A 20,042-nucleotide genomic window follows, 5' to 3' on the forward strand; every position below is an offset into this window, starting at 1 on the left:
GATGGCGAAACACTTTCCGATCAAGACGCTCATCGGCCTGGCCCAGGACGATGTGGACGCCGCCGCACAACGTCTGGGCCGCGCGCAGCGCGAGCGCAACGACGTGCAGTCGCAGCTCGACTCACTGGTGCAGTACCGCGACGAATATCACGCGCGTTTCACGGCGACCGCTCAGACTGGCATGCCCGCCGGCAACATGCGCAATTTCCAGGCATTCATCGACACGCTCGACGCCGCCATCGAACAGCAGCGCAATCTGCTGGTGACGGCCAATGCGCGCGTCGAGGCGGCCAAGCCCGACTGGCAACGCCAGAAGCAGAAGCTCGGCTCGTATGAAGTGCTGCAGGCGCGGGGCGAAGCCGCCGAAGCGAAAACCATGGCGCGGCGCGACCAGCGCGATGCCGACGAGCACGCCGCCCGCATTCTGAGGATGCGTGTCGAGGGTGTCTGACGCGCCCAAGCACCGCCTCGATTGACCGAACACCCCGTTTGACGGATTGACAGGATTCCCTATGTCGCTTCTTTCACAGATCGGCTCACTGCTCGGCTCGGCCAGCAGCACATCCACCAACGCGGCGATGGCCGCTGCGGCGAACGCCAAGCCGTTCTCGCAGACTTTGCAGCAAAGCATCGACCTGCAAAACAGCGCGGCCGCGCAGAGCGCGAGCAAGCCGCCAGCTCCGTCGTTCTCTCCGCCGCCCTCTTCGTCTGCGTCCGATTCGTCGTCTTCGGCAGCCTCGTCGAGTGTGCATGACGCGCCGCCGCCGCCCGATCCGTCGGCGAAGAGCCAGGATGCCGCGAGCAGCAACACGGACAACAGCAATTCGACGAGCGCTTCCTCATCCAGCTCGTCGTCGGCCTCATCGTCCGCTTCCGCTGCTAATACGCAGCAAGCCTCGACCGACAAGACCAACACGACGCCGGCGAAGTCCGGCAACACGACCACGCAGACCGACGCTGGCACCGCAGCAGCGGCAGCCGCTGCCCAAGCGCAGGCTCAAGCGCAAGCCAATGCGAATAGCATCACCGACCCGGCGACCGCTGATCCCGCCACGGCGCTGACTGACGCCGCGACCACGTTGCCCGGTACGGGCACGGACACCACGACGGGCGGCATCACGGGCAAAAAGACTGGCGCGACCGATTCGAAGTCGGCGCAGGACGCCTTGCAGGCGGCGCTGGCCGCGCTGGCGAGCGGCCAGGGCGTGGTTCCGCAGCAGGCACTGGCGAGCGGCGCGGCGGCGAATGCGGCAACAGCGGCGAACGGTTTGGGTGCTGATGCGAGCAACGGACTCAACGGAACGGCGGACGGCAAGACGCTGGCGGCCGGTTTATTCGGTGACGGCAAAGGATCGAACGCGAGCAAGACCGCGTTGACGGCGGCGGCGACTACGGTGGCGGATCCCTCGACGGCAGCGAAGGCTGCAGCTGATGCGCTGACCGCGACGGCTGCGGCCGGCGGTGCGCAGGCTGACGATCTGGCGTCGTTCAAGAGTGCGGCCGATGCCGCGACGGCGGCGCTGGCAGCCGGCCAGGCTGCGGCGAGCGCCGCGAGTACGACGGCGGCTGTGCAGACGACGGGTAATGCCGGTGCTGCCGAAGCGGCGAATACGTTGTCACCGCAGGTGGGCACGACGGACTGGGAAGACGCGTTGAGTCAGAAGGTGGTGTTTTTGTCGAATGCGCATTCGCAGAGTGCCGAGCTGACTTTGAATCCGAAGGATCTGGGGCCGCTACAGGTTGTGTTGCAGGTTGCCGATAACCATGCACATGCGTTGTTTGTTTCGCAGCATCAGCAGGTGCGGGAGGCTGTCGAGGCGGCGTTGCCGAAGCTTCGCGAGGCGATGGAGTCCAACGGCATTGGGCTCGGGAGCGCGAGTGTTAGCGATGGGTTTGCCCGGCAGGGCGGGCAGCAGCAGAGTGCAGATTCGGGGCGCTCTGGGGCGCGCGGCGGTAACGGTGCGGGTTTTGCCGGCGGCGCTGGTTCGGATTCTGATTCTGGTGTGGCTAATGTTGCCGTTCGGCGGACTGTTGGGTTGGTCGATACGTTTGCTTAATCTGGGTTTTTGCCTGTTCGGGCTGGGGATTGCCTGACGGCGCAGGTTTTAGGTTTTTTGCCTGCTCGGCGGTTTTTGTCTGTGTTCTTGGGGTGTTGGCCTTTCCTTGATTTGTTAGTGGTCTATTAGCGTTGCCCCTGTGCGGGGCGGCACTTACTTTCTTTGCCGCCGGTGTGTGTCAAGGTAGTTGTCGCCTGAACCGTCACGCTGCCTGCTTATACATTTGGGCTGAGGCCGAGGCCCGCTCCGGATTCAGATAGACCGCGTCTGCCAGATGCCAGTTGCGGATGGCCCCTGACCAGCGCGCCGGGTTTTGCATGCGTGCGCTCCGGTACAGCGCACGCCGGCGGGCCAGCAGGTCGCTGGCTTCGCCGCGATGCCGTTGCGCCGGGCTGACATACTTCAGGCCGCTGTGGCAGTGCTCTTCGTTGTACCACTGCACGAAGCGCTGCACCCATTCCCGGGCTGCCTCCAGCGTGTCGAACGGCTGCTCGGGCCATAACGGACAGTACTTCGCCGTGCGGAACAGCGACTCGGCAAAGGCGTTGTCGTTACTGACGCGCGGCCGGCTGAACGAAGGCTGCACACCCAGATCAATCATGGCCGCGCGCATCGTGGCGCCTTTCATCGCACTGCCGTTATCCGAATGCAGCACCAGCGGACGCCCGGCGATGCCTTCGCGCAGACATCCCTTGGCTAGCAGCACGCTCGCGTGCTCGGCCGACTCCTGCTCCCACACTTCGTTCATCACCAGCTTGCGGCTGTAGATGTCCTTCATCATGTACCAGTAAAAGTACCGGCCCCTGACCGTGGTCGGCATCCACGTAATATCCCAGCACCACACCTGGTTCGGACCATCGGCACAATGCGTCGTGAGTGTGCGTCGTTGCGGGGCCTTCGCGCGTCCTCGACGCTGGCCCTGTCCTGCCGCTTTCAGTACCCGGTAAAACGTCGATTCGGAGGCCAGATACACGCCCTCATCAGCCAGTTTCGGCACGATCTGGTGTGGCGTCAGGCTGGCGTATGCGGGCCGGTTCGCCGCATCAAGCACGGCCTGGCGCTCGGCCTGACTCAGTTTGTTGGCCGGAGCCTGGCGGGTGGCTAGCGTACGGCCGTCCTGCGGCGCCTCGCGCCAGCGCTGGACACTGCGCACGCTAATGCCCAACTGCTCGCACGCACACGCACGGCGGGCTCCCTGCTGCACCGCTTCATCGATCAACTGCATGGCTTCATCGCGATCCGGGCTGCTGATCAGTCGTCCTCTTCCTTGCCCCAGATCGCTTCGGCTTTTTTTCGCAGGTTCAGCAACGCCGCCGCCTCCGCACGCGCAGCGTCGCTGCGCTTGAGCTGGCGTTCCAGTTCACGGATGCGCTTGTGGGCAACCTTGGCTTCATTGCGCTGCGCAGCTGTGGGTTTCGTTTCAGGCGCGCTGTTGGCCTGTTCGCACGCCTCGCGCCACTGCCGGATCTGCTCCGGGTAAATGCCCTTGCTGCGGCAGTACTGTGAGGTCTCGATCTCGTTCAGCGACGCCGTCTCCAGCACCACCCTGAACTTGTCGGCGCTCGACCACCGATCACCCGTTTTGCCATTGCCCGGCATGAATTCTCCTGCCTGTCTTGCACTTTGCCGCCAGGCGCGCAGCGTCACTGTCGTGATGCCCGTCGCCCCAGCCAGCTCGATTACCGCACGATTGAACGGTGGCATCATCTGTTTGATTACCCACTCCCGGGTTTCCGCTGAGTAGCGCTTCATCTTCCATTCGCTGTCCGCCCCCCATCTTTACACCAATCGGTTCGGATGAGGCGACAACTAGCCTGACATGGAGGGCCGCCGCAAAGAAAGATAAGCAAAGAAAGCGGCTTAAACCGCTAATACTAAGTGGGCCCCGTGGTCTGCAACGGGTAGTGGTGCATCTGGAATCCGTGTTCTCGCACATTCGGCGTTAGTGACAAAGGAGTCATCAGCTCCCACTCCGCACTGCGTGCGTCGCGGACGGGTCTGCATGGGAAACCAGGGGCTTCGGTTGAGGCTAGCGGGGGCCGTCGGCTTCACCTCGGCGAGGCGCCCCTCCACTCACCCCGGAAACCCGGTGGCGAGGCGCGAGCGTCAAAACGTAGCGGGTGGTTTTAAGAAGTACGCTTCGGCGCGCGCAGCGTCGCCGGAAGTATGACGCCCTTGTCACTGGCGCATGCAGGGGCACGAACCCAGATTCCAGATGCACCACTACCCGCAGCAGACCACGGGCCCCGCTTAGCATGAGCGGTTTGAGCCGCTTTCTTTGCTTATCTTTCTTTGCGGCGGCAAAGAAAGTAAGTGCCGCCCCGCACAGGGGCAACACTAATAGACCACTAACAATTCAAGGAAAGGCCAACGCCCTAAGCGCACAGACAAAAAGCGCCGCGAAGCCCAACAAAACCAAAACCTCAATCCCGCGCCGCGAGCCACTCCCCCGCGGCCTAAAACCCAAAAACCAGAGATAGCCCTCAATAACCCTTCTTTTCGACCCATCGCGCCGCAGGCAAATAAACAACAATCACCATCACCAGCACTAAAGGCAAGCAAAGCAAACCTCATGGCAACCACGACCGCAAACCAGCAAGCCGCGCCCGCTTCCCCGGGCCCCTTGAAGCGCATCATCCTGATCGTCCTCATCGCGATCATCGCCGCAGGCGCTGCCGGCGCGGGTGTGTGGTTCTTCATGTCCAAACGCAGCCCGGCCCCCGCGTCAGCGGCAACCGCCAGCGCACCGGCGCCGCTCGCCGTGCCGCTCTTCTTCCCGCTCGAATCGATGACGGTCAACCTGCAATCGGACGACGGCCAGCAACACTTCCTGCGGATCGGCCTGACGCTCAAGCTCAACGACCCGAAAACCCAGCAGGAACTCTCCGACCATATGCCGGAAGTGCGTAGCCGCATCCTCCTCGCACTGTCGAACAAACACCCGGAAGAACTCGCACCGCTCGAAGGCAAACGCGCGCTCGCCACCGAGCTCCAGACGCTGATCGAACAGCCGACCGATAAGGGCGCCGCGCCGATCCACGTCCAGGACGTGCTGTTCACCGAATTCGTCGTGCAGTGACGTTCTCAGTGACGTTATTTAGCGCTGCCATCATTAACCGCCACGGGACGCACGAGGAATAAGGAATGGGCCACGAAGAGTTCATGTCCCAGGAGGAGGTCGATGCCCTCCTCAAGGGCGTCACCGGCGAGTCCGACTCGGAAACCGAGCAGACCGACCGTTCGGGCGTACGCCCGTACAACATCGCCACGCAGGAACGCATCGTCCGCGGCCGGATGCCCGGCCTCGAAATCATCAACGACCGCTTCGCGCGTCTGTTGCGCGTCGGCATCTTCAACTTCATGCGGCGCTCGGCGGAAATTTCCGTCGGTCCGGTGAAGGTGCAGAAGTACAGCGAGTTCACCCGCAACCTGCCGATCCCGACCAACCTGAACCTGGTCCATGTGAAGCCGTTGCGCGGCACGTCGCTGTTCGTGTTCGACCCGAACCTGGTGTTCTTCGTGGTCGACAACCTGTTCGGCGGCGATGGGCGTTTCCATACCCGCGTCGAAGGCCGCGATTTCACGGCAACCGAGCAGCGCATCATCATGAAACTGCTCAACCTCACGTTCGAGCACTATGCGGCGTCGTGGAAAAGCGTGCGCCCGTTGCAGTTCGAATTCGTGCGCTCGGAGATGCACACGCAGTTCGCCAACGTGGCGACGCCGAACGAAATCGTCATCGTCACGCAGTTCTCGATCGAGTTCGGCACGACGGGCGGCACGCTGCACATCTGCATGCCGTATTCGATGATCGAGCCGATCCGCGACATTCTCTCGTCGCCGATCCAGGGCGAAGCGCTCGAAGTCGACCGCCGCTGGGTCCGCGTGCTGTCGCAACAGGTGCAGGCAGCAGAAGTGGAACTGACCGCCGACTTAGCCCAGGTGCCGGTCACGTTCGAACAGATCCTGAACATGCGCAAGGGCGATGTTCTGCCGATCAACATCCCCGAACACATCACGGCGAAAGTCGATGGCGTGCCGGTGATGGAGTGCGGCTACGGAATTTTCAATGGTCAGTACGCGTTGCGGGTCCAGAAAATGATCAGCGCAGCCGACACGATGAAGGATGGTGGATATGAGTGACCTGAACGCAAAGACTGAGGCCGAACTGGCCGCTGGCGAGCCGCAACTGGCCGCCGACGCAACCAGCGCCGAAGACGACGCGGCGATGGCCGACTGGGCCAGCGCGCTGGCCGAGCAGAACGACAACACGGAAGTCAGCGCGACCACGGCCGGCGTGTTCCAGCCGCTCTCGAAGGTCGAACCGACCTCGACGCGCAACGATATCGACATGATCCTGGACATTCCTGTCCAGATGACCGTCGAACTCGGCCGCACCAAGATCGCGATCCGCAACCTGCTGCAACTCGCACAGGGCTCGGTCGTGGAGCTGGACGGCATGGCGGGTGAACCGATGGACGTGCTGGTCAACGGCTGCCTGATCGCCCAGGGCGAAGTGGTGGTCGTGAACGACAAGTTCGGTATCCGTCTGACCGACATCATCACGCCGTCCGAACGTATCCGGAAGCTGAATCGATGAAACGCGTTGCCGGTCGCGCCATGCTGCATGCGTCGCGCAATGTTCTCAATCGCGCTGTGCTCGCAGCAATGGCAACGACGGCAGCGGCCACCCCGGCGCTGATGTTCGCAGTGACCTCCGTGGCGGCACTCGCCCCGCCAGCCGCGCACGCGGCCGACATGAACGCGGTCAACAACGCCGCGAAAATCGCGTCAGGTGTGGGTGCGGGCACAGCCGTTCCGGCGCTCGGTGTCGGCGCGGTGTTGCAAACCATCGTCGGCCTGCTCGTGGTGATCGGTCTGGTGTTCGCCTGTGCATGGCTCGCGCGCCGCTTCGGCTTGCAGCCGGCCAATCGCGGCGGCCTCGTGAAGACGATCGGCGGCGCCTCGCTCGGCGGCAAGGAGCGGGTCGCGGTGGTGGAAATCGGCGACACCTGGCTCGTGCTCGGCACGGCCCCCGGCAATGTGCGTCTGCTGCATACGATGCCCGCCGGTTCGGCCGCAATCGATCCGGTCGCAGGCACGCAACCAGGCGCATCGGATGCATCGAGTAAAGGCGCCGCATTGCCTGGCACCTTCGGCCAACGCTTTCGCGATGCTTTAAAAGGCGAAGTGGGCAAACGTTTCAATGGGCAAGGCAGCGGGGATCGGTAATGCAGTTCAGTCTTCTATCAGCGCACCCCGTGCAATCAGACCATCAAGCGCACGCCACTCGCATGTCCTGCGCCGCCTCGAAAGTGATCCCCGTCCTGCGCCGGGTCGCGCCAGTCGTGTTGCCGGCGCTGATGCTCACGCTGCCGACGCTGTCGTTCGCGCAAACCGCCGGCTTGCCGGCCTTCAATACGAGTCCGGGCCCGAACGGCGGCACGACCTACTCGCTGAGCGTGCAGACGATGCTGCTGCTCACGATGCTGTCGTTCCTGCCGGCGATGGTGCTGATGATGACGAGCTTCACGCGCATCATCATCGTGTTGTCGCTGCTGCGTCAGGCGCTCGGCACCACCACCACGCCGCCGAACCAGGTGCTGGTCGGTCTCGCGCTGTTCCTCACGCTGTTCGTGATGTCTCCAGTGCTCGACAAGGCCTATAACGACGGCTACAAACCGTTCTCCGAAGGCTCGATGCCGATGGAGACCGCCGTCAACCGCGGCCTCGCGCCGTTCAAGACGTTCATGCTGCGCCAGACCCGCGAAAGCGATCTTGCCTTGTTCGCCCGCATCTCGCACGCCGCGCCGATGCAAGGTCCGGAAGACGTGCCGCTGTCGCTGCTGGTGCCGTCGTTCGTGACGAGCGAACTGAAAACCGGCTTCCAGATCGGCTTCACGATTTTCATCCCGTTCCTCATCATCGACATGGTGGTCGCGAGCGTGCTGATGTCGATGGGGATGATGATGGTGTCGCCCGCCACCATCTCGCTGCCGTTCAAGCTGATGCTGTTCGTGCTGGTCGACGGTTGGCAACTGCTGCTCGGTTCGCTCGCGCAGAGCTTTGTTTAACCGGCTCATTTAACCAGCCCACTCAATTCTTCACGCTTCCGGTACTACGCCATGAATCAGGAATCCGTCATGACGCTCGCGCACCAGGCCATGTATGTCGGCCTGCTGCTTGCCGCGCCATTGCTGTTGGTCGCACTGGTGGTCGGTCTGGTGGTGAGCCTGTTCCAGGCCGCCACGCAGATCAACGAAACCACGCTGTCGTTCATTCCGAAGCTGCTCGCGATCGCCGTCACGATGGTGATCGCCGGTCCGTGGATGTTGACGACCATGCTCGACTACCTGCGCCAGACGCTCACCAACATCCCATCGCTCGTCAACTGAGCGCGGCCTCAGCTCGGCGCGTCCGCCCTTCCCCACCATCATGTTTTCCGTCACCTACGCCCAACTGAACGTCTGGCTCACGGCGTTCCTGTGGCCGTTCGTGCGGATTCTCGCGCTGGTGGCGACCGCGCCGGTGCTCGGCAACCGCTCGCTGCCGACGCGCGTGAAGATCGGTCTCGCAGCCTTCATCACGATCATCGTCGCGCCCACGCTCGGCGCGCTGCCGCAGGTCACGGTGTTTTCCGCCGAAGGCGTGTGGATCATCGTCAACCAGTTCCTGATCGGCATCGCGCTCGGCATGACGATGCAGATCGTGTTCCAGGCGATCAGCGCCACTGGCGATTTCGTCGGCCTCGGCATGGGCCTCGGTTTCGCGACATTTTTCGACGCGCAGGCAAGCAGTTCGAGCCAGGTGCTGTCGAGCTACATGAACACCATCGCAATGCTCGTGTTTCTGGTGATCGATGGCCATCTGCAGATGATCAGCGCGCTGGTGACAACGTTCCAGTCCGTGCCGGTGTCGGCGAACATTCTGGGCGCGCCCGGCTGGCGCACGCTGGCGAATTTCGGCAGCACGGTTTTTTCGGCGGGGCTGTTGCTGTCGCTGCCGGTGGTCGTCGCGCTCCTGATCACCAATATCTCGCTCGGCATCCTGAACCGCGCCGCGCCGCAAATCGGCGTATTCCAGATCGGCTTTCCGCTGACCATGCTGATCGGCATGCTGCTCCTGCAACTGATGATCCCGAACATGATTCCGTTCTTCATGCGCCTGTTCGACGTGGGTCTCGATCAGATGGGGCGCGTGGCGGCAGGGTTGAAGTAGCGCGGCCCCACCCAAAACAAAGAAGGGCGGAACCGGCTCACGCCGGCTTCCGCCCTTCTTTGTTTCAGACTACGCGCCCGCTCAGTTCAGGTACTGGAACAGCGAGACGCTCTGAATCTTCACAAACGCCTGCTGCGCCGCTTGCAGCGCGTTTTGCGTCATCGTGTACTGGCCGATCGTCTTGGCCATGTCAGTCTGCGTCAGATCCGCGAGGTTGCTCGACGTCTGCAACGTGTTGGTTTGCGTGACCGTCTGCAATGCCTGCACTTCCTGCTCGCGGCCACCCACCGCAGCCTGCGCGGTCACGACGTTGTTCATCGTGTTTTCGAGCTGGGTCATGCTGGTGGTCAGCGCGCTCTGGTAGCTGGCCGTCGACGCGCCGCCCGATACCGGCGTTTGCAACGTGGTGATCAACTGGCTCAGGTTGGCGAACACATCCGTGCTGCCTTGCGTGGCCGGCGTCACCGTGAAGCTGTCGCCTGCATTCGGCGCGCCGGTGATGTTCACCGTCTGGCCGCCGAGCGTGATCGCCGAGCCGGCCGTGAACGCTTGCGGCGTGCCCGTGGTCACCGTACCGGTCGGGGAGGTCTGGGTCACCGTGTAGGTGGTCGCCGACGAGAAGGCGATCTGGTACGTATCCGCATTGGCCGGATTGGTCGGGTTCGTCAGGCTCACCGTGCTGATCACGCCGGTGCCCGTATTGCCGGTCGTCGCGGCCGGCACGGAGCTGGTGCCGATCGCCGCCACGCTACCGAAGATCGCGATCCCGTTGTCACCCGTCTGAATGGTGTGCGAGGAGGTGATCTGCATGCTCGGCGTGCCGGTATCGCCCGAATAGGTCACGACGCCGGCCGAGTTGGTGGTGTACGGCTGCGCAGTGCTTTGATAACCGCCGAACAGGGCATTGCCCTGCGGGTCGGTCGCATTGGCGAGCGTCATCAGCTGACTGCGCAAGCTCTGCAATTGCGTCGCGATCGAGCCACGATCGCCGTCGTTCAGCGAACCGTCGCCAGCACGTAGCACCAGTGTGTGAATGCTCTGCAACACGGTGTTGACGCTGCCGAGCGTCGAATCTTCCTGCTGCAGCGACGCGAGCGCCGTGCTCTGGTTGGTCGTGTACTGCGACAGGCTCGTCGCCGTCGAGCTCAGCAGCACTGCCTGCGCCGCGCCGAGCGGATTGTCCGACGGCGTGGAGAGGCTCACGCCGCTCGAGATCTCTTGATACAACTGCGACAACTGAGCTTGCTGATCGCTCATCGTCGCCACGTTCATATTGAAGTACTGCGTACTGGAGATGCGCATGTTCAACGCCTCACTGGAAGATGCCGAGTATCGTCTGGAACAGGGTCTGCGCAGTCTGGATGACCTTGCTGTTCGCCTGATAGAGCTGCTGATACTGAAGCAGGTTGGCTGCTTCTTCGTTGATATTCACGCCCGAGACCGACTGCTGCGCGGTGGTGATCTGCGTCACCAGCGAGGTCTGCGCCGTGCTCGAGGTCTGAATCTGGTTGGTCTGGTTGCCGACCTCGTTGACGTAGTTCGCATACGCGCCCGTCAGCGTGACCGTGCCGCCGGCCAATGCCTTCGCCGCGGACAGGTTCGACAGCGCCAGCGCATTGCGGCCGTCGTTGTTCGCGCCGGTGTTCGGGCCGATGGTGAACGTGTCGCCGCTAGCCGGTGCGCCGCTGATCGTCACCGTCACGCCGTTCATGCTGCCGGCTGTCGCGTTGTTGATCGTCAGCGTCGCGCCGGTGGTCGCCGAATACGGAATGACGGGCGTCGTGGTGGTGTCGTACGTGGTGGTGGTCGGCGGCGTGCCGGCTGTCACCGTCACCGTCGAGTTCGCCGGGAAGCCGGTCAGGCCGGTGCCGTTGTACGACAGCGTGGTCGTCGCATTCGGCATCGTGTAGCCGGCTGTCACCGTGCCTTGCGTGATCGTAGCGGTGCCGGTATTGCTCGCCGTTGCGGAACCAAGTACCGGTGCGGCAGCAGCGATCGCCGACGGGTCCGTGGTTGCGGTGTTGAAGCTGTTCAGCGCGCCACGGGTCGGTTCGACCGTGAACGAATCGCCGGCGTTCATCGTGCCGGTGGTCGAGAAATTCAGGCCGTTGATCGGCTGGCTCAGATTGGTCGCCGAGCCCACCACCGCGCCGCTCGAATTGTCGGTCAGTGTGTAGGTGGTGCCGTTATAGGCCAGCGTGTAATCGCCGGTGGTCGGCTGCGCGGAATTCGCGAACGAGACGCTCAACGACGCGTTGCCGGTGTTCTGCGTATTCGCGTAGACGGTCGGGCTGCCCACCGAGAACAGCGCGCCGCCTTGGGCGCCGGCAAGCGTAATACCGAGGCTGTTCTGCGCGTTGACCTGTGAAGCGAAGCTCACCGCAATTGCGCCGAGTTGCGCTTCGGCCGGATCCAGCGTCTGGCTGCGGAACGCGAGAAGGCCACCGAGTGTGCCGCCCGAGACTTTGCTGTCCGGCAGATTTTGCGGCGCGGCGGCCGGGTTCGCGCCGGCGAGGCCAAGATACTGCACCGACAGTTCGCTGGTGTCGCCCGTCGAAGGCGCCGTGCCCAGGTTGTAGCTGTTGGTGGACGACACGAGCGGCTGGCCGTTGCCCATGAAGACGCTGTAGCTGCCGTTGCTGTTCACGACGTTCACGCCGATCAGTTGCGACAGGTTCGACACAGCCTGATCGCGTTGATCCATCAGCTGGTTCGGCGGCTGACCTTGCGAGCTGGCGGCGGAGATCTGCCCGTTCAGCTGGGCGATCTGCTGCGTGTAGCTGTTGATCTGCGAAACGGTGTTGCTGAGCTGCGTGTTGACGCTCTGGCGCAGCGAGTCGTATTGCTGACCCGCGGCATTGATCTGGTTCGCGAGCGTCTGCGCGCCGCTCATCGCGGTCTGGCGGGTGGCCAGACTGGAGGCGTTGTTCGAGACGTTCTGCAGACCGGTGAAATAACTGGTGATCGCGCTCGCAATGCCGGCGGTCGGGCTGCCGATCAGATTGTTGAGCTGCGAGATCATCGTGTTGTACGCCGACAGCGAGCTGCCCGAGCTCTGCGCATTGTTCAGCTCAGTGGTCAGATACTGGCTGTACTGGCGCGTCACGGTGACGGTCGAGACGCCCTGCGGCAAAAAGCCGGAACCCGTGTATTGACCACCGGCTTCCGCATAGACCGGCGTTTCGATCGTGTAGCCCGGCGTCGACGCGTTGCTGATGTTCTGGCCGGTCGTCGTAAGTCCCCACTGGGCTGCGTTCAGTCCACTGAGTCCGAGATTGATGAGGTTGCTCGACATGCGTCATCCTGAAGGGCGACACCGACCACTTGCCGCCGCGTTACTTGAACATCCTGTTTAACGGCCCCCGCGAGGAAAAATTGAGGGCCATTCCGATGCTTGTCCGACGTTTGTTTCAACGTTTGCGAGGCAAGTGCAGCAAGGTTCTTTCGCCGTTCAGCGCACCAGTGAGCGGCGCTTCATTTCGAGTTGCGTAATCAGACGTTGCAGCGTGTTTTCGGCGCTGCCCGGCAGCGTCAGAAAACGGAAGCCGAGTTGATAGCGCTGCGTGCCGTTCGGCAACGCGGTGGAGCGGTGCGACACCAGTTGCAGATCGAGCGAAAGCCGGCCGAGCGAGCCGAGCGACAGTTCGCAATCCTGCAGCCGCGTGCCCATCGGCAATTCGGCCACGCGTTGGTCCGCGGTACGCATGCCGACACCGCCGAGCGACAGATCGTGCACTTCGAAGCGGAACGTATCGCCTTCGGGCAAACGGCCGCTGCACATATACGGATCGAGAATCGGCGCATCGACGCGGAAATACTCGCGGCGCTGCACGTGGAACAGCACTTCGGGGAAATCGGACTCGAATGCGGGCAGTCCTTCGTAGCGGGTTTCGCGCGGCGTGCCGGTGGCAAACTCGACGCGCACGCCATCAGGCGACGCGTGGAACTGGCAACGCGGCGCGCCCAATAAACCTTTGTTCTGTTCGGAGAGCGCGCCCCAATCGAAAGTGAAGGTGCGCCCACGCACATCGACATCGAGCAGGCGCGTCACGAGCTGACCGCCCGCATATTCAACGGTGAGGAAATCGCCTCGATTGACGAGGTTGCGTAACTGAACGCCAATCTCCAGCGGATTGCGACGGCCGAAATCGGGAGCGCTTTCGTCTAGCGTGGCGTGCGACTGGCCGGGTGCGTCGGTCTGGCCGTGCGACTGGGTAGTATCCATGGGCTTGCCGGTATGCATGTTCTTGCGGGCGCGTGCCAGGGCTCCTGCCGGGGCTTTCGCGCGGTCTTCATCGAAGCCGCAGCACGCGCATTCAACCGGACGTTAAACGCTTTCCGGTATCGGGTCTAACTGATTAGCGGCAGCATTCAGCCAAAATTTAGGGGCGTGTAATGAAATATTTGCCGCAAACGTTAAACGCCGATATTCCGGCAGTGGAATCCGTGTGCATTGAATACCGGCAACAATCACGCCGGTTATGCGGGTGGACCGGCCGCCCGTAGGCGGCCGGCCTCGTCCGTCTTGTTATGCACCTGGCCCCGTCGCGTGCATACTTTATTCGAGAAAATCAGACTGCATAAACTCATCGGCTGTGCAGTCGAGTGCGACTGCACACCTGCATTAACGGCAGGTCAGCCCATTTTCTGCATGATGGACATCAGCTTTTTCGCGTAATGCGGATCGGTCGCGTAACCTGCGCGCTGCATGCCGTTGGCAAAGCCATTCACGTCATGCGCTGAATTGATTACCTGCGCATAACGCGGGTTGCCCTTGAGCATGCTCGCGTAGTCGGTCATCGCTTCCTGGTACGAGTCGTATGCACGGAATTTTTCGACGGTGCGCTGCGGCTTGCCGTTCACATACTCGGTCGTGACCGTCGAGACGGTCTTGCCGGTCCAGTCTTTAGTCGCCTTGATGCCGAACACGTTGTGGCTGGGCGAGCCGTCCGACTTCTTGATCTCGCTCTTGCCCCAACCCGATTCGAGCGCGGCCTGGCCGATGATGAAGCGCGCCGGAATGCCGGTTGCGGCGCTGGCGGCTTGCGCCGGCTCGGCGAGCTTGTCGACAAAGGCGTCGACCTTCGCCGAAGTGCCGTTACCTTTGATTGGCGGCGTCAGCGCGCTGTTGGCCGAGTAGCCCTTGCCCATCGCCAGCTGACCATTGGCCTGCGCGTTGCCGTAGGCCTTCGCGAGCGCGTTCAGCGCCGCGGTCTGGCCTTCGTTGCCGCCGCTGCCGCCACCGAGCGCATTGGCCATGCCGGTGAGACCGCCACCTGCGCCGCTCGCGCCGCCCACCTGCATGCCCTGATTGCGCATCATCTGCTTGAGCATCGCGTCGGCGACACCAATGCCCTTCTGCGACAGCTGTTGCGACAACTGCTGATCCATCATCGACGTGAAGGTGGCGCTATCGTGCGAATCGAACGGGCCATCCTGTGGCGTCGCATCGCGCATGCTCTTCAGCATCATCTGGGTGAACACCGCGTCGAACTGCTGCGCCGCCATTTTCATGCCGGCTTGCGGCGAAGCCTTGGCCTGTGCGCTCAGCTTGCCGAAGCCCTGCACGTCGAGCGCGAAGCGCTGGGTCAGGTCGTTCGCCGCATTGGCGGAGTTGGTCGTATCCGAATTCATCTGTTGTCTTCCTTAGATGATTTCCAGGTCGGCGCGCAAAGAGCCCGCCGCTTTCATGGCCTGCAGGATCGACATCAGATCCGCGGGCGTCGCACCCAGTGCGTTGAGCGCCTTCACCACATCGGCGAGGTTGGCGCCGGCGGTCACCATCTTCAGCGCGCCGTTGTCCTGCTTCATCTGAATCTGCGACTGCTTGGCCACTACTGTCTGGCCGTTCGAGAATGCACCCGGCTGACTCACCACCGGCTGCGTATTGATCACCACCGAGAGATTGCCGTGCGCCACCGCGCAGCTCTGCAGCGTGACCATCTGATTCATCACGATCGAACCGGTGCGCGCGTTCAGGATCACCTTCGCGGCGGCTTGCGCCGGCTTGACGTCGAGGTTCTGCAATTGCGCCATGAAGGCGACCTGCTGCTCCGGATCGGACGGCGCGCGCAGTTGAATCGTGCGGCCGTCGAGCGCCATGGCGGTGCCGCTGCCGAACGCGTTGTTCACCGCGGCCACGACGCGCTGCGTGGTGTCGTAGTCCATTTCGTTCAGGTCGAGCTGCATCGTGCCCGCTTGCGATACCGAGGTGGGCACCGCGCGTTCGACGATCGCGCCGCCGGCGATGCGGCCCGCGGCCAGCGTATTCACCTGCACCTTGCTGCCGTTCGCGCTCGCGCCGGCGCCGCCCACCGCCAGGTTGCCCTGGCCGAGCGCATACACCTGGCCATCGGCGCCCTTGAGCGGCGTAAGCAGCAGCGTGCCGCCGCGCAGGCTCTTGGCGTTACCGAGCGAAGAAACCGTCACGTCGATCGCTTCGCCGGGGCGCGCGAACGGCGGCAGCACCGCCGTCACCATCACCGCGGCGACGTTCTTCAACTGGATGTTCGATAGCGACGACTGCTGGTTGGTCGAGCCCGCCGCCTGGTTGTTGATCGAGATGCCGAGGTTCGCCAGCATGTTGGCGAGCGTCTGCGTGGTGAACGGCGTCTGCGTGGTCTGGTCGCCCGTGCCGTCGAGACCAACGACGAGGCCGTAGCCGATCAGCGGGTTGTCGCGCACGCCCTGAATCTGCACGAGGTCCTTCAGGCGTTCGGCGTATGCAGGCGTCGCCACCGGCAGCGCGGCGCAGGCGAGCGCGAAAAACGCCACAGCACGGCCGAGCTGAACGAGTCGCGCGAAGCGGCTGAGGTGGCTGGAGCGAAAGAAGACAGTACGCATGATCACCACGGCGACACGTTGAGGAAGAACCGCTGCAACCAGCCCATGTTCTCGGCTTCGTTGAGATAGCCCTTTGCGGAGTATTCGATCTTCGCGTCGGCCACCTGGGTCGAGTAGACGGCGTTCAGGTTGGAGATCGTGTTCGGATTCACCACGCCGGAGAAGCGCACGAATTCATCGCCCTGGTTGATCAGCATCTGCTTTTCGCCGCTCACCATCAGGTTGCCGTTCGGCAGCACGCCCGTCACCGTCACGGTGATGGTGCCGTTGAAGGTGTTCGACGCGTTCGCGCCGCCGGTGCCGTTGAACACGTTGCCGCCGGTCGCGCTCAGGTTGGTCTTGCCGAACAGGCCGCCGAGGAAGCCCGCGGTCGGCACGTTGAAGTTGGTGTTGCCCGAGCGATTCGCGTTGGCGCCCGACGACTTCGTTGCGTTGACGTTTTCCTGAATCACAATCGTCAGGATGTCGCCCACATTGCGCGGCCGCTGATCTTCGAACAGCGGCCGGCCCGCGTAACCCGGGTTGAAGATCGAGCCCGGCGACTGAGCTTGCGGCGGCATCGGCGGGACGGCCGTCATCGGCTGCTGGGTGATCGGCTGCTTCGGCACGAGGCCGCAGCCACCCAGTGCGGTGAGCAGCGTGAGCTGCACAAGCGCCTGAGCGGTACGCGAGTGAACCGGATTACGAGTGAAGTGCGACATCTTGTCTACCGCCTGTTAATTCCCAGTCCCTAGCCTTAAACCTGCATCTGGCTGAGGGTCTGCAGCATCTGGTCGGAAGTCGTCACGGCCTTGCTGTTGATTTCGTAAGCGCGCTGCGTCTGGATCATGTTCACCAGTTCCTGCACCACGTTCACGTTCGATGCTTCCACGTAACCCTGATTCAGCGTGCCGGCGCCGTTCAGGCCCGGTTGCGCGACGTTCGGCGCACCCGACGAGGCCGTTTCCGAGAACAGGTTTTCACCCTTCGCATCCAGACCGGTCGGGTTGATGAAGGTGGCGATCTGCATCGAGCCGAGTTGCTGGCTGTTGGTCTGGCCGGCGACGGTGATCGACACCACGCCGTCGCTGCCGATGGTCAGCGAAGTCGCGTTGTTCGGAATCGTGATCGCCGGAATCACCTGGTAGCCGCTCGACGTGACGAGCTGGCCTTGCGCGTTGGTCTGGAACGAACCGTCACGCGTGTAGGCAGTCGTGCCGTCGGGCATCTGCACCTGGAAAAAGCCCTGACCGTTGATGGCGACGTCTTTCGAGTTGCCAGTCTGCTGCAGGTTGCCCTGCGTGTAGAGACGTTCGGTCGCAACCTGTTGCACACCCGTGCCGAGCTGGATACCGGACGGCAGTTCGGTGTTTTGCGTTGAGTTCGCACCCGGCTGACGGATGGTCTGATACAGCAGATCCTCGAACACCGCGCGCGAGCCTTTGAAGCCGTTGGTGCTGACGTTCGCGAGGTTGTTCGAAATCACGTCCATCTGCGCCTGTTGCGCATTCATGCCGGTGGCGGCGATGTAGAGCGAGCGATTCACTATTCTTCTCCTGTGTCGACCGGAGTTAGTGCTTCAGCACTTACTCCGGTCCCATGCAAGGCTGTCGATCGGAGTTAGTGCTTCAGCACTTACTCCGGTCCCATCCCGTTAACTAAAGCTGAGCAGCTGGTTGGCGGACTGATCATTCTTGTCCGCGTTTTCCAGCAGCTTGGTCTGCATCTGGAACTGGCGGGCGTTGGTGATCATCGCGACCATCGCACTGACCGGATTCACGTTGCTGCCTTCAAGCGATGCCGGCGCCAGCGTGACAGTCGGATCGGCGTCGGCGGCATTGCCGTCGCCGGTGCGAAACAAGCCATCGTCGCCGCGCGTCATGGTTTGCGGATCCGGATTCACCAGCTTCAGCTGATCGACCGTCACCACCGCGGTCGGCGGATCGCCCGGCGTCAGCGCGGACACCGTGCCGTCCTTGCCGATGGTGATTTCCGCGCCCGGCGGCACCGATACCGGACCGCCGTTGCCGAGCACCGTCTGGTTCATGGCGTTCACCAGTTGACCGTTCTCATCGACGTGCAGATTGCCGGCGCGCGTATAAGCCTCGTTGCCGTCGGCGGTTTGCACCGCCAGCCAGCCCGGACCCTGAATCGCCACGTCGAGCGGGTTGCCCGTCTGCTGGATCGGCCCCGGCGTGTAGTCGGCGCCCGGCGTCGACGACAGCACGAAGGTGCGCGTGGTGTCGTCGTTGATCGAACTGCCGTCGCCGAACGCCATCGGCACGGCGCGGAAAGTCGCAAGCTGCGCGCGAAAGCCGGTGGTCGAGGCGTTCGCCAGGTTGTTGGCAACGATAGCCTGCTGTTCGAGCGCTTGCGTGCTGCCCGACATCGCGGTGTAGATCAGCCGATCCATGATAGGTTAGTCCCGGTCGCTTACAGGTTGATCAGGGTCTGGTCGACGGTCTGCTGGGTCTTGATCGTCTGCGCGTTCGCCTGATAGTTGCGTTGCGCGGTGATCAGGTTCACCAGTTCGCTCGTCAGATCGACGTTCGAGTTTTCCACCGCGCCGCCCTGCAGCACGCCGTGGTTGGTCGAGCCCGGTGTGGAGATCTGCGCGACACCCGATTGCGAGGTCTGCTGGAATTCGTTGTTGCCGAGATTCACGAGGCCGTTCTGGTTCGAGAAGTTCGCGAGCACGACCTGGCCAAGCGCCGCGGTTTGCTGGTTCGAGTAGTTGCCGGTCAGCGTGCCGTCGGCGCCGATCGTGAAGCTCGTCAGCGTGCCAGCTGCGTAGCCGTCGGGCTGCAGCGAGTTCACACCATCCTTGCCGCCGTACTGCGTCGTGCCGGCGATGTTCAACGTCAGGCTCTGCGGCGTCGACGAACCGTCGGTGGTCGGAATGCCGAAGTTGAAGACGAACGGGGTGGTGGTGGCGACGCCAGCCGCGTCGGTCGTGCCGAGCAGCGTGCCCGACGAATTGAAGTTCGCGTGACCGACCAGGCTCGCGGTGCCGGTCGACGTGCCCGCGTATACGTTCCACGTACCGGCCGAGGTCTTGGCGAAGTACATGTTGACCGTCTGCGAACCACCGAGCGAATCGTAGACCGTCGTGCTGGTCGAGTAGTTGTACGTCGACGAGCTGTTCTGGTTGAACGCCACCGGGGTCGGCGCGACCGCGTAGCTGTCGCCGCTCGCCGGCGTGCCGGTGAACGTGATGGTCTGGCCGTTGCCGAGCTGGATCGCGGTGCCTGCCGTGTACGTAGCGGCGGCGGTCGTGGTGCCGAGCGTGCTGTCGGTCACCGTATAGGTCGTCGGGCTTGTGAAGTTGACGGTGTAGTTGTCGTTGTTCGTGCCCGACGCGGTGTTCGTGATGGTTGCACCGGTCGTCGTGAGCGTACCCGCGTTGGTGCCGCCGGGCGTCACGGCCGGCGTGCCGAGCATCAGCGGGTCCTGCGCGTTCAGGTTCAAACCGGCGACGATCTTGGTGGTCGCCTGCGGTGCGATGTTCGCGGTCGGCACGCTGAGCGGCACGGTCTGCGCGGTGTTGATGACGCCCGCGCTGTTCGCGGCGTAGCCCATCAGTTGCAGGCCTTGCGCATTGGTGATGTTGCCGTTCTTGTCGAGCTGGAACACGCCGTTGCGCGAGTACACCAGCGAACCGTTGTTCGACAGCTGGAAGAAGCCGTTGCCGTTGATCGCGACGTCGAGCGCCTGGTTGGTGCTGGTGATCGTGCCTTGCGAGAACTGCTGCTGCACTTCAGAGAGCTTGGTGCCGATGCCGACCTGGTTGCCCACCGCGGTCGCCACTGAATTGGCGTACATGTCGGCGAATTGCGCCGCGCCGCTCTTGAAGCCAACCGTATTCGCGTTGGCAATGTTGTTGCCGATCACGTCGAGGTCGCTCGACGACGCGGACAAACCACTCAAACCTTGTTGGTAACCCAT

19 protein-coding genes are annotated in these 20,042 nt (G+C 63.0%); 9 read left to right on the top strand and 10 right to left on the bottom strand.

Going from position 1 to position 20,042, the window contains the following annotated elements:
- Position 1: 1 nt before the first annotated feature.
- Together fliJ and PQQ86_RS18775 are read left to right on the top strand one after the other, a co-directional pair.
- On the top strand, positions 2-451 hold the full coding sequence (gene fliJ / locus PQQ86_RS18770; protein WP_097390669.1) for a flagellar export protein FliJ: 450 nt from the start codon (positions 2-4) through the stop codon (positions 449-451).
- Between the two features lie 61 nt (positions 452-512).
- Positions 513-2,057 (top strand): flagellar hook-length control protein FliK, encoded by a 1,545-nt coding sequence (locus tag PQQ86_RS18775; protein WP_408269554.1) that lies wholly within the window; start codon positions 513-515, stop codon positions 2,055-2,057.
- Positions 2,058-2,259: 202 nt separating this feature from the next.
- Here the strand turns inward: PQQ86_RS18775 and PQQ86_RS18780 are convergent.
- A protein-coding gene (locus PQQ86_RS18780) for an IS3 family transposase (protein ID WP_408265283.1) occupies positions 2,260-3,809 on the bottom strand; the annotation gives its coding sequence in 2 pieces (ribosomal slippage) (positions 2,260-3,335 and positions 3,335-3,809; 1,551 coding nt in all).
- Positions 3,810-4,629: 820 nt separating this feature from the next.
- Here PQQ86_RS18780 and fliL point away from each other — a divergent pair.
- The 7 genes from fliL (at position 4,630) to fliR (ending at position 9,275) form a co-directional block, all read left to right on the top strand.
- Positions 4,630-5,136 carry a flagellar basal body-associated protein FliL gene (fliL, locus tag PQQ86_RS18785; protein ID WP_408199920.1) on the top strand — a complete coding sequence of 169 codons (507 nt, stop codon included), beginning with the start codon at positions 4,630-4,632 and terminating at the stop codon, positions 5,134-5,136.
- A 65-nt stretch (positions 5,137-5,201) separates the two neighbouring features.
- Positions 5,202-6,200 (top strand): flagellar motor switch protein FliM, encoded by a 999-nt coding sequence (gene fliM, locus PQQ86_RS18790; protein ID WP_408269558.1) that lies wholly within the window; start codon positions 5,202-5,204, stop codon positions 6,198-6,200.
- Positions 6,193-6,657: a flagellar motor switch protein FliN gene (gene fliN / locus PQQ86_RS18795; protein WP_097390673.1), complete on the top strand. Its 465-nt coding sequence runs from the start codon at positions 6,193-6,195 to the stop codon at positions 6,655-6,657. The genes fliM and fliN overlap by 8 nt, the downstream gene beginning before the upstream one ends.
- On the top strand, positions 6,654-7,289 hold the full coding sequence (gene fliO / locus PQQ86_RS18800) for a flagellar biosynthetic protein FliO (protein WP_408269562.1): 636 nt from the start codon (positions 6,654-6,656) through the stop codon (positions 7,287-7,289). The genes fliN and fliO overlap by 4 nt, the downstream gene beginning before the upstream one ends.
- Positions 7,289-8,131: a flagellar type III secretion system pore protein FliP gene (fliP, locus tag PQQ86_RS18805; RefSeq protein WP_408269565.1), complete on the top strand. Its 843-nt coding sequence runs from the start codon at positions 7,289-7,291 to the stop codon at positions 8,129-8,131. Before fliO ends, fliP begins: the two co-directional genes overlap by 1 nt.
- A gap of 51 nt (positions 8,132-8,182) precedes the next feature.
- Positions 8,183-8,452 carry a flagellar biosynthesis protein FliQ gene (gene fliQ, locus PQQ86_RS18810; protein WP_093640874.1) on the top strand — a complete coding sequence of 90 codons (270 nt, stop codon included), beginning with the start codon at positions 8,183-8,185 and terminating at the stop codon, positions 8,450-8,452.
- Positions 8,453-8,492: 40 nt separating this feature from the next.
- Complete coding sequence (gene fliR, locus PQQ86_RS18815) at positions 8,493-9,275, top strand: flagellar biosynthetic protein FliR (RefSeq protein ID WP_408269571.1); 783 nt, start codon at positions 8,493-8,495, stop codon at positions 9,273-9,275.
- An 81-nt stretch (positions 9,276-9,356) separates the two neighbouring features.
- Here fliR and flgL read toward each other — a convergent pair whose 3' ends face one another.
- The 9 genes from flgL to PQQ86_RS18860 all read right to left on the bottom strand — a co-directional run bounded on the left by flgL (position 9,357) and on the right by PQQ86_RS18860 (position 20,042).
- Positions 9,357-10,577 carry a flagellar hook-associated protein FlgL gene (flgL, locus tag PQQ86_RS18820; RefSeq protein ID WP_408269573.1) on the bottom strand — a complete coding sequence of 407 codons (1,221 nt, stop codon included), beginning with the start codon at positions 10,575-10,577 and terminating at the stop codon, positions 9,357-9,359.
- A 10-nt stretch (positions 10,578-10,587) separates the two neighbouring features.
- On the bottom strand, positions 10,588-12,570 hold the full coding sequence (gene flgK / locus PQQ86_RS18825; RefSeq protein WP_408269576.1) for a flagellar hook-associated protein FlgK: 1,983 nt from the start codon (positions 12,568-12,570) through the stop codon (positions 10,588-10,590).
- A gap of 156 nt (positions 12,571-12,726) precedes the next feature.
- Positions 12,727-13,500: a flagellar brake protein gene (locus PQQ86_RS18830; protein WP_408269579.1), complete on the bottom strand. Its 774-nt coding sequence runs from the start codon at positions 13,498-13,500 to the stop codon at positions 12,727-12,729.
- A gap of 410 nt (positions 13,501-13,910) precedes the next feature.
- The gene (gene flgJ, locus PQQ86_RS18835) at positions 13,911-14,909 is read right to left on the bottom strand and encodes a flagellar assembly peptidoglycan hydrolase FlgJ (protein WP_408269582.1); all 999 of its coding nucleotides are present in this window, start codon (positions 14,907-14,909) and stop codon (positions 13,911-13,913) included.
- Between the two features lie 12 nt (positions 14,910-14,921).
- The gene (locus PQQ86_RS18840) at positions 14,922-16,118 is read right to left on the bottom strand and encodes a flagellar basal body P-ring protein FlgI (RefSeq protein ID WP_408269585.1); all 1,197 of its coding nucleotides are present in this window, start codon (positions 16,116-16,118) and stop codon (positions 14,922-14,924) included.
- Between the two features lie 2 nt (positions 16,119-16,120).
- Complete coding sequence (gene flgH / locus PQQ86_RS18845) at positions 16,121-16,819, bottom strand: flagellar basal body L-ring protein FlgH (RefSeq protein ID WP_408269587.1); 699 nt, start codon at positions 16,817-16,819, stop codon at positions 16,121-16,123.
- Between the two features lie 35 nt (positions 16,820-16,854).
- Positions 16,855-17,643 (bottom strand): flagellar basal-body rod protein FlgG, encoded by a 789-nt coding sequence (gene flgG, locus PQQ86_RS18850; RefSeq protein ID WP_408199899.1) that lies wholly within the window; start codon positions 17,641-17,643, stop codon positions 16,855-16,857.
- A gap of 108 nt (positions 17,644-17,751) precedes the next feature.
- Entirely contained in the window at positions 17,752-18,510 is a 759-nt protein-coding gene (gene flgF, locus PQQ86_RS18855; RefSeq protein WP_408269590.1) for a flagellar basal-body rod protein FlgF, read from the bottom strand.
- A gap of 20 nt (positions 18,511-18,530) precedes the next feature.
- On the bottom strand, positions 18,531-20,042 hold the full coding sequence (locus tag PQQ86_RS18860) for a flagellar hook-basal body complex protein (protein WP_408269593.1): 1,512 nt from the start codon (positions 20,040-20,042) through the stop codon (positions 18,531-18,533).

This window comes from Paraburkholderia sediminicola (assembly GCF_046026675.1).
Classification (GTDB): domain Bacteria; phylum Pseudomonadota; class Gammaproteobacteria; order Burkholderiales; family Burkholderiaceae; genus Paraburkholderia; species Paraburkholderia sediminicola_F.

What these genes read in the sequence shown, in the direction of transcription:
- fliR (WP_408269571.1), top strand. Translation starts at nt 8,493, where the DNA reads ATGTTTTCCGTCACCTACGCCCAACTGAACGTCTGGCTCACGGCGTTC.
- PQQ86_RS18840 (WP_408269585.1), bottom strand. Translation starts at nt 16,118, where the DNA reads ATGCGTACTGTCTTCTTTCGCTCCAGCCACCTCAGCCGCTTCGCGCGA.
- fliL (WP_408199920.1), top strand. Translation starts at nt 4,630, where the DNA reads ATGGCAACCACGACCGCAAACCAGCAAGCCGCGCCCGCTTCCCCGGGC.
- PQQ86_RS18830 (WP_408269579.1), bottom strand. Translation starts at nt 13,500, where the DNA reads ATGGATACTACCCAGTCGCACGGCCAGACCGACGCACCCGGCCAGTCG.
- flgK (WP_408269576.1), bottom strand. Translation starts at nt 12,570, where the DNA reads ATGTCGAGCAACCTCATCAATCTCGGACTCAGTGGACTGAACGCAGCC.
- PQQ86_RS18860 (WP_408269593.1), bottom strand. Translation starts at nt 20,042, where the DNA reads ATGGGTTACCAACAAGGTTTGAGTGGTTTGTCCGCGTCGTCGAGCGAC.
- flgF (WP_408269590.1), bottom strand. Translation starts at nt 18,510, where the DNA reads ATGGATCGGCTGATCTACACCGCGATGTCGGGCAGCACGCAAGCGCTC.
- fliP (WP_408269565.1), top strand. Translation starts at nt 7,289, where the DNA reads ATGCAGTTCAGTCTTCTATCAGCGCACCCCGTGCAATCAGACCATCAA.
- fliJ (WP_097390669.1), top strand. Translation starts at nt 2, where the DNA reads ATGGCGAAACACTTTCCGATCAAGACGCTCATCGGCCTGGCCCAGGAC.
- fliN (WP_097390673.1), top strand. Translation starts at nt 6,193, where the DNA reads ATGAGTGACCTGAACGCAAAGACTGAGGCCGAACTGGCCGCTGGCGAG.
- flgH (WP_408269587.1), bottom strand. Translation starts at nt 16,819, where the DNA reads ATGTCGCACTTCACTCGTAATCCGGTTCACTCGCGTACCGCTCAGGCG.
- fliQ (WP_093640874.1), top strand. Translation starts at nt 8,183, where the DNA reads ATGAATCAGGAATCCGTCATGACGCTCGCGCACCAGGCCATGTATGTC.
- flgL (WP_408269573.1), bottom strand. Translation starts at nt 10,577, where the DNA reads ATGCGCATCTCCAGTACGCAGTACTTCAATATGAACGTGGCGACGATG.
- PQQ86_RS18775 (WP_408269554.1), top strand. Translation starts at nt 513, where the DNA reads ATGTCGCTTCTTTCACAGATCGGCTCACTGCTCGGCTCGGCCAGCAGC.
- fliM (WP_408269558.1), top strand. Translation starts at nt 5,202, where the DNA reads ATGGGCCACGAAGAGTTCATGTCCCAGGAGGAGGTCGATGCCCTCCTC.
- fliO (WP_408269562.1), top strand. Translation starts at nt 6,654, where the DNA reads ATGAAACGCGTTGCCGGTCGCGCCATGCTGCATGCGTCGCGCAATGTT.
- flgJ (WP_408269582.1), bottom strand. Translation starts at nt 14,909, where the DNA reads ATGAATTCGGATACGACCAACTCCGCCAATGCGGCGAACGACCTGACC.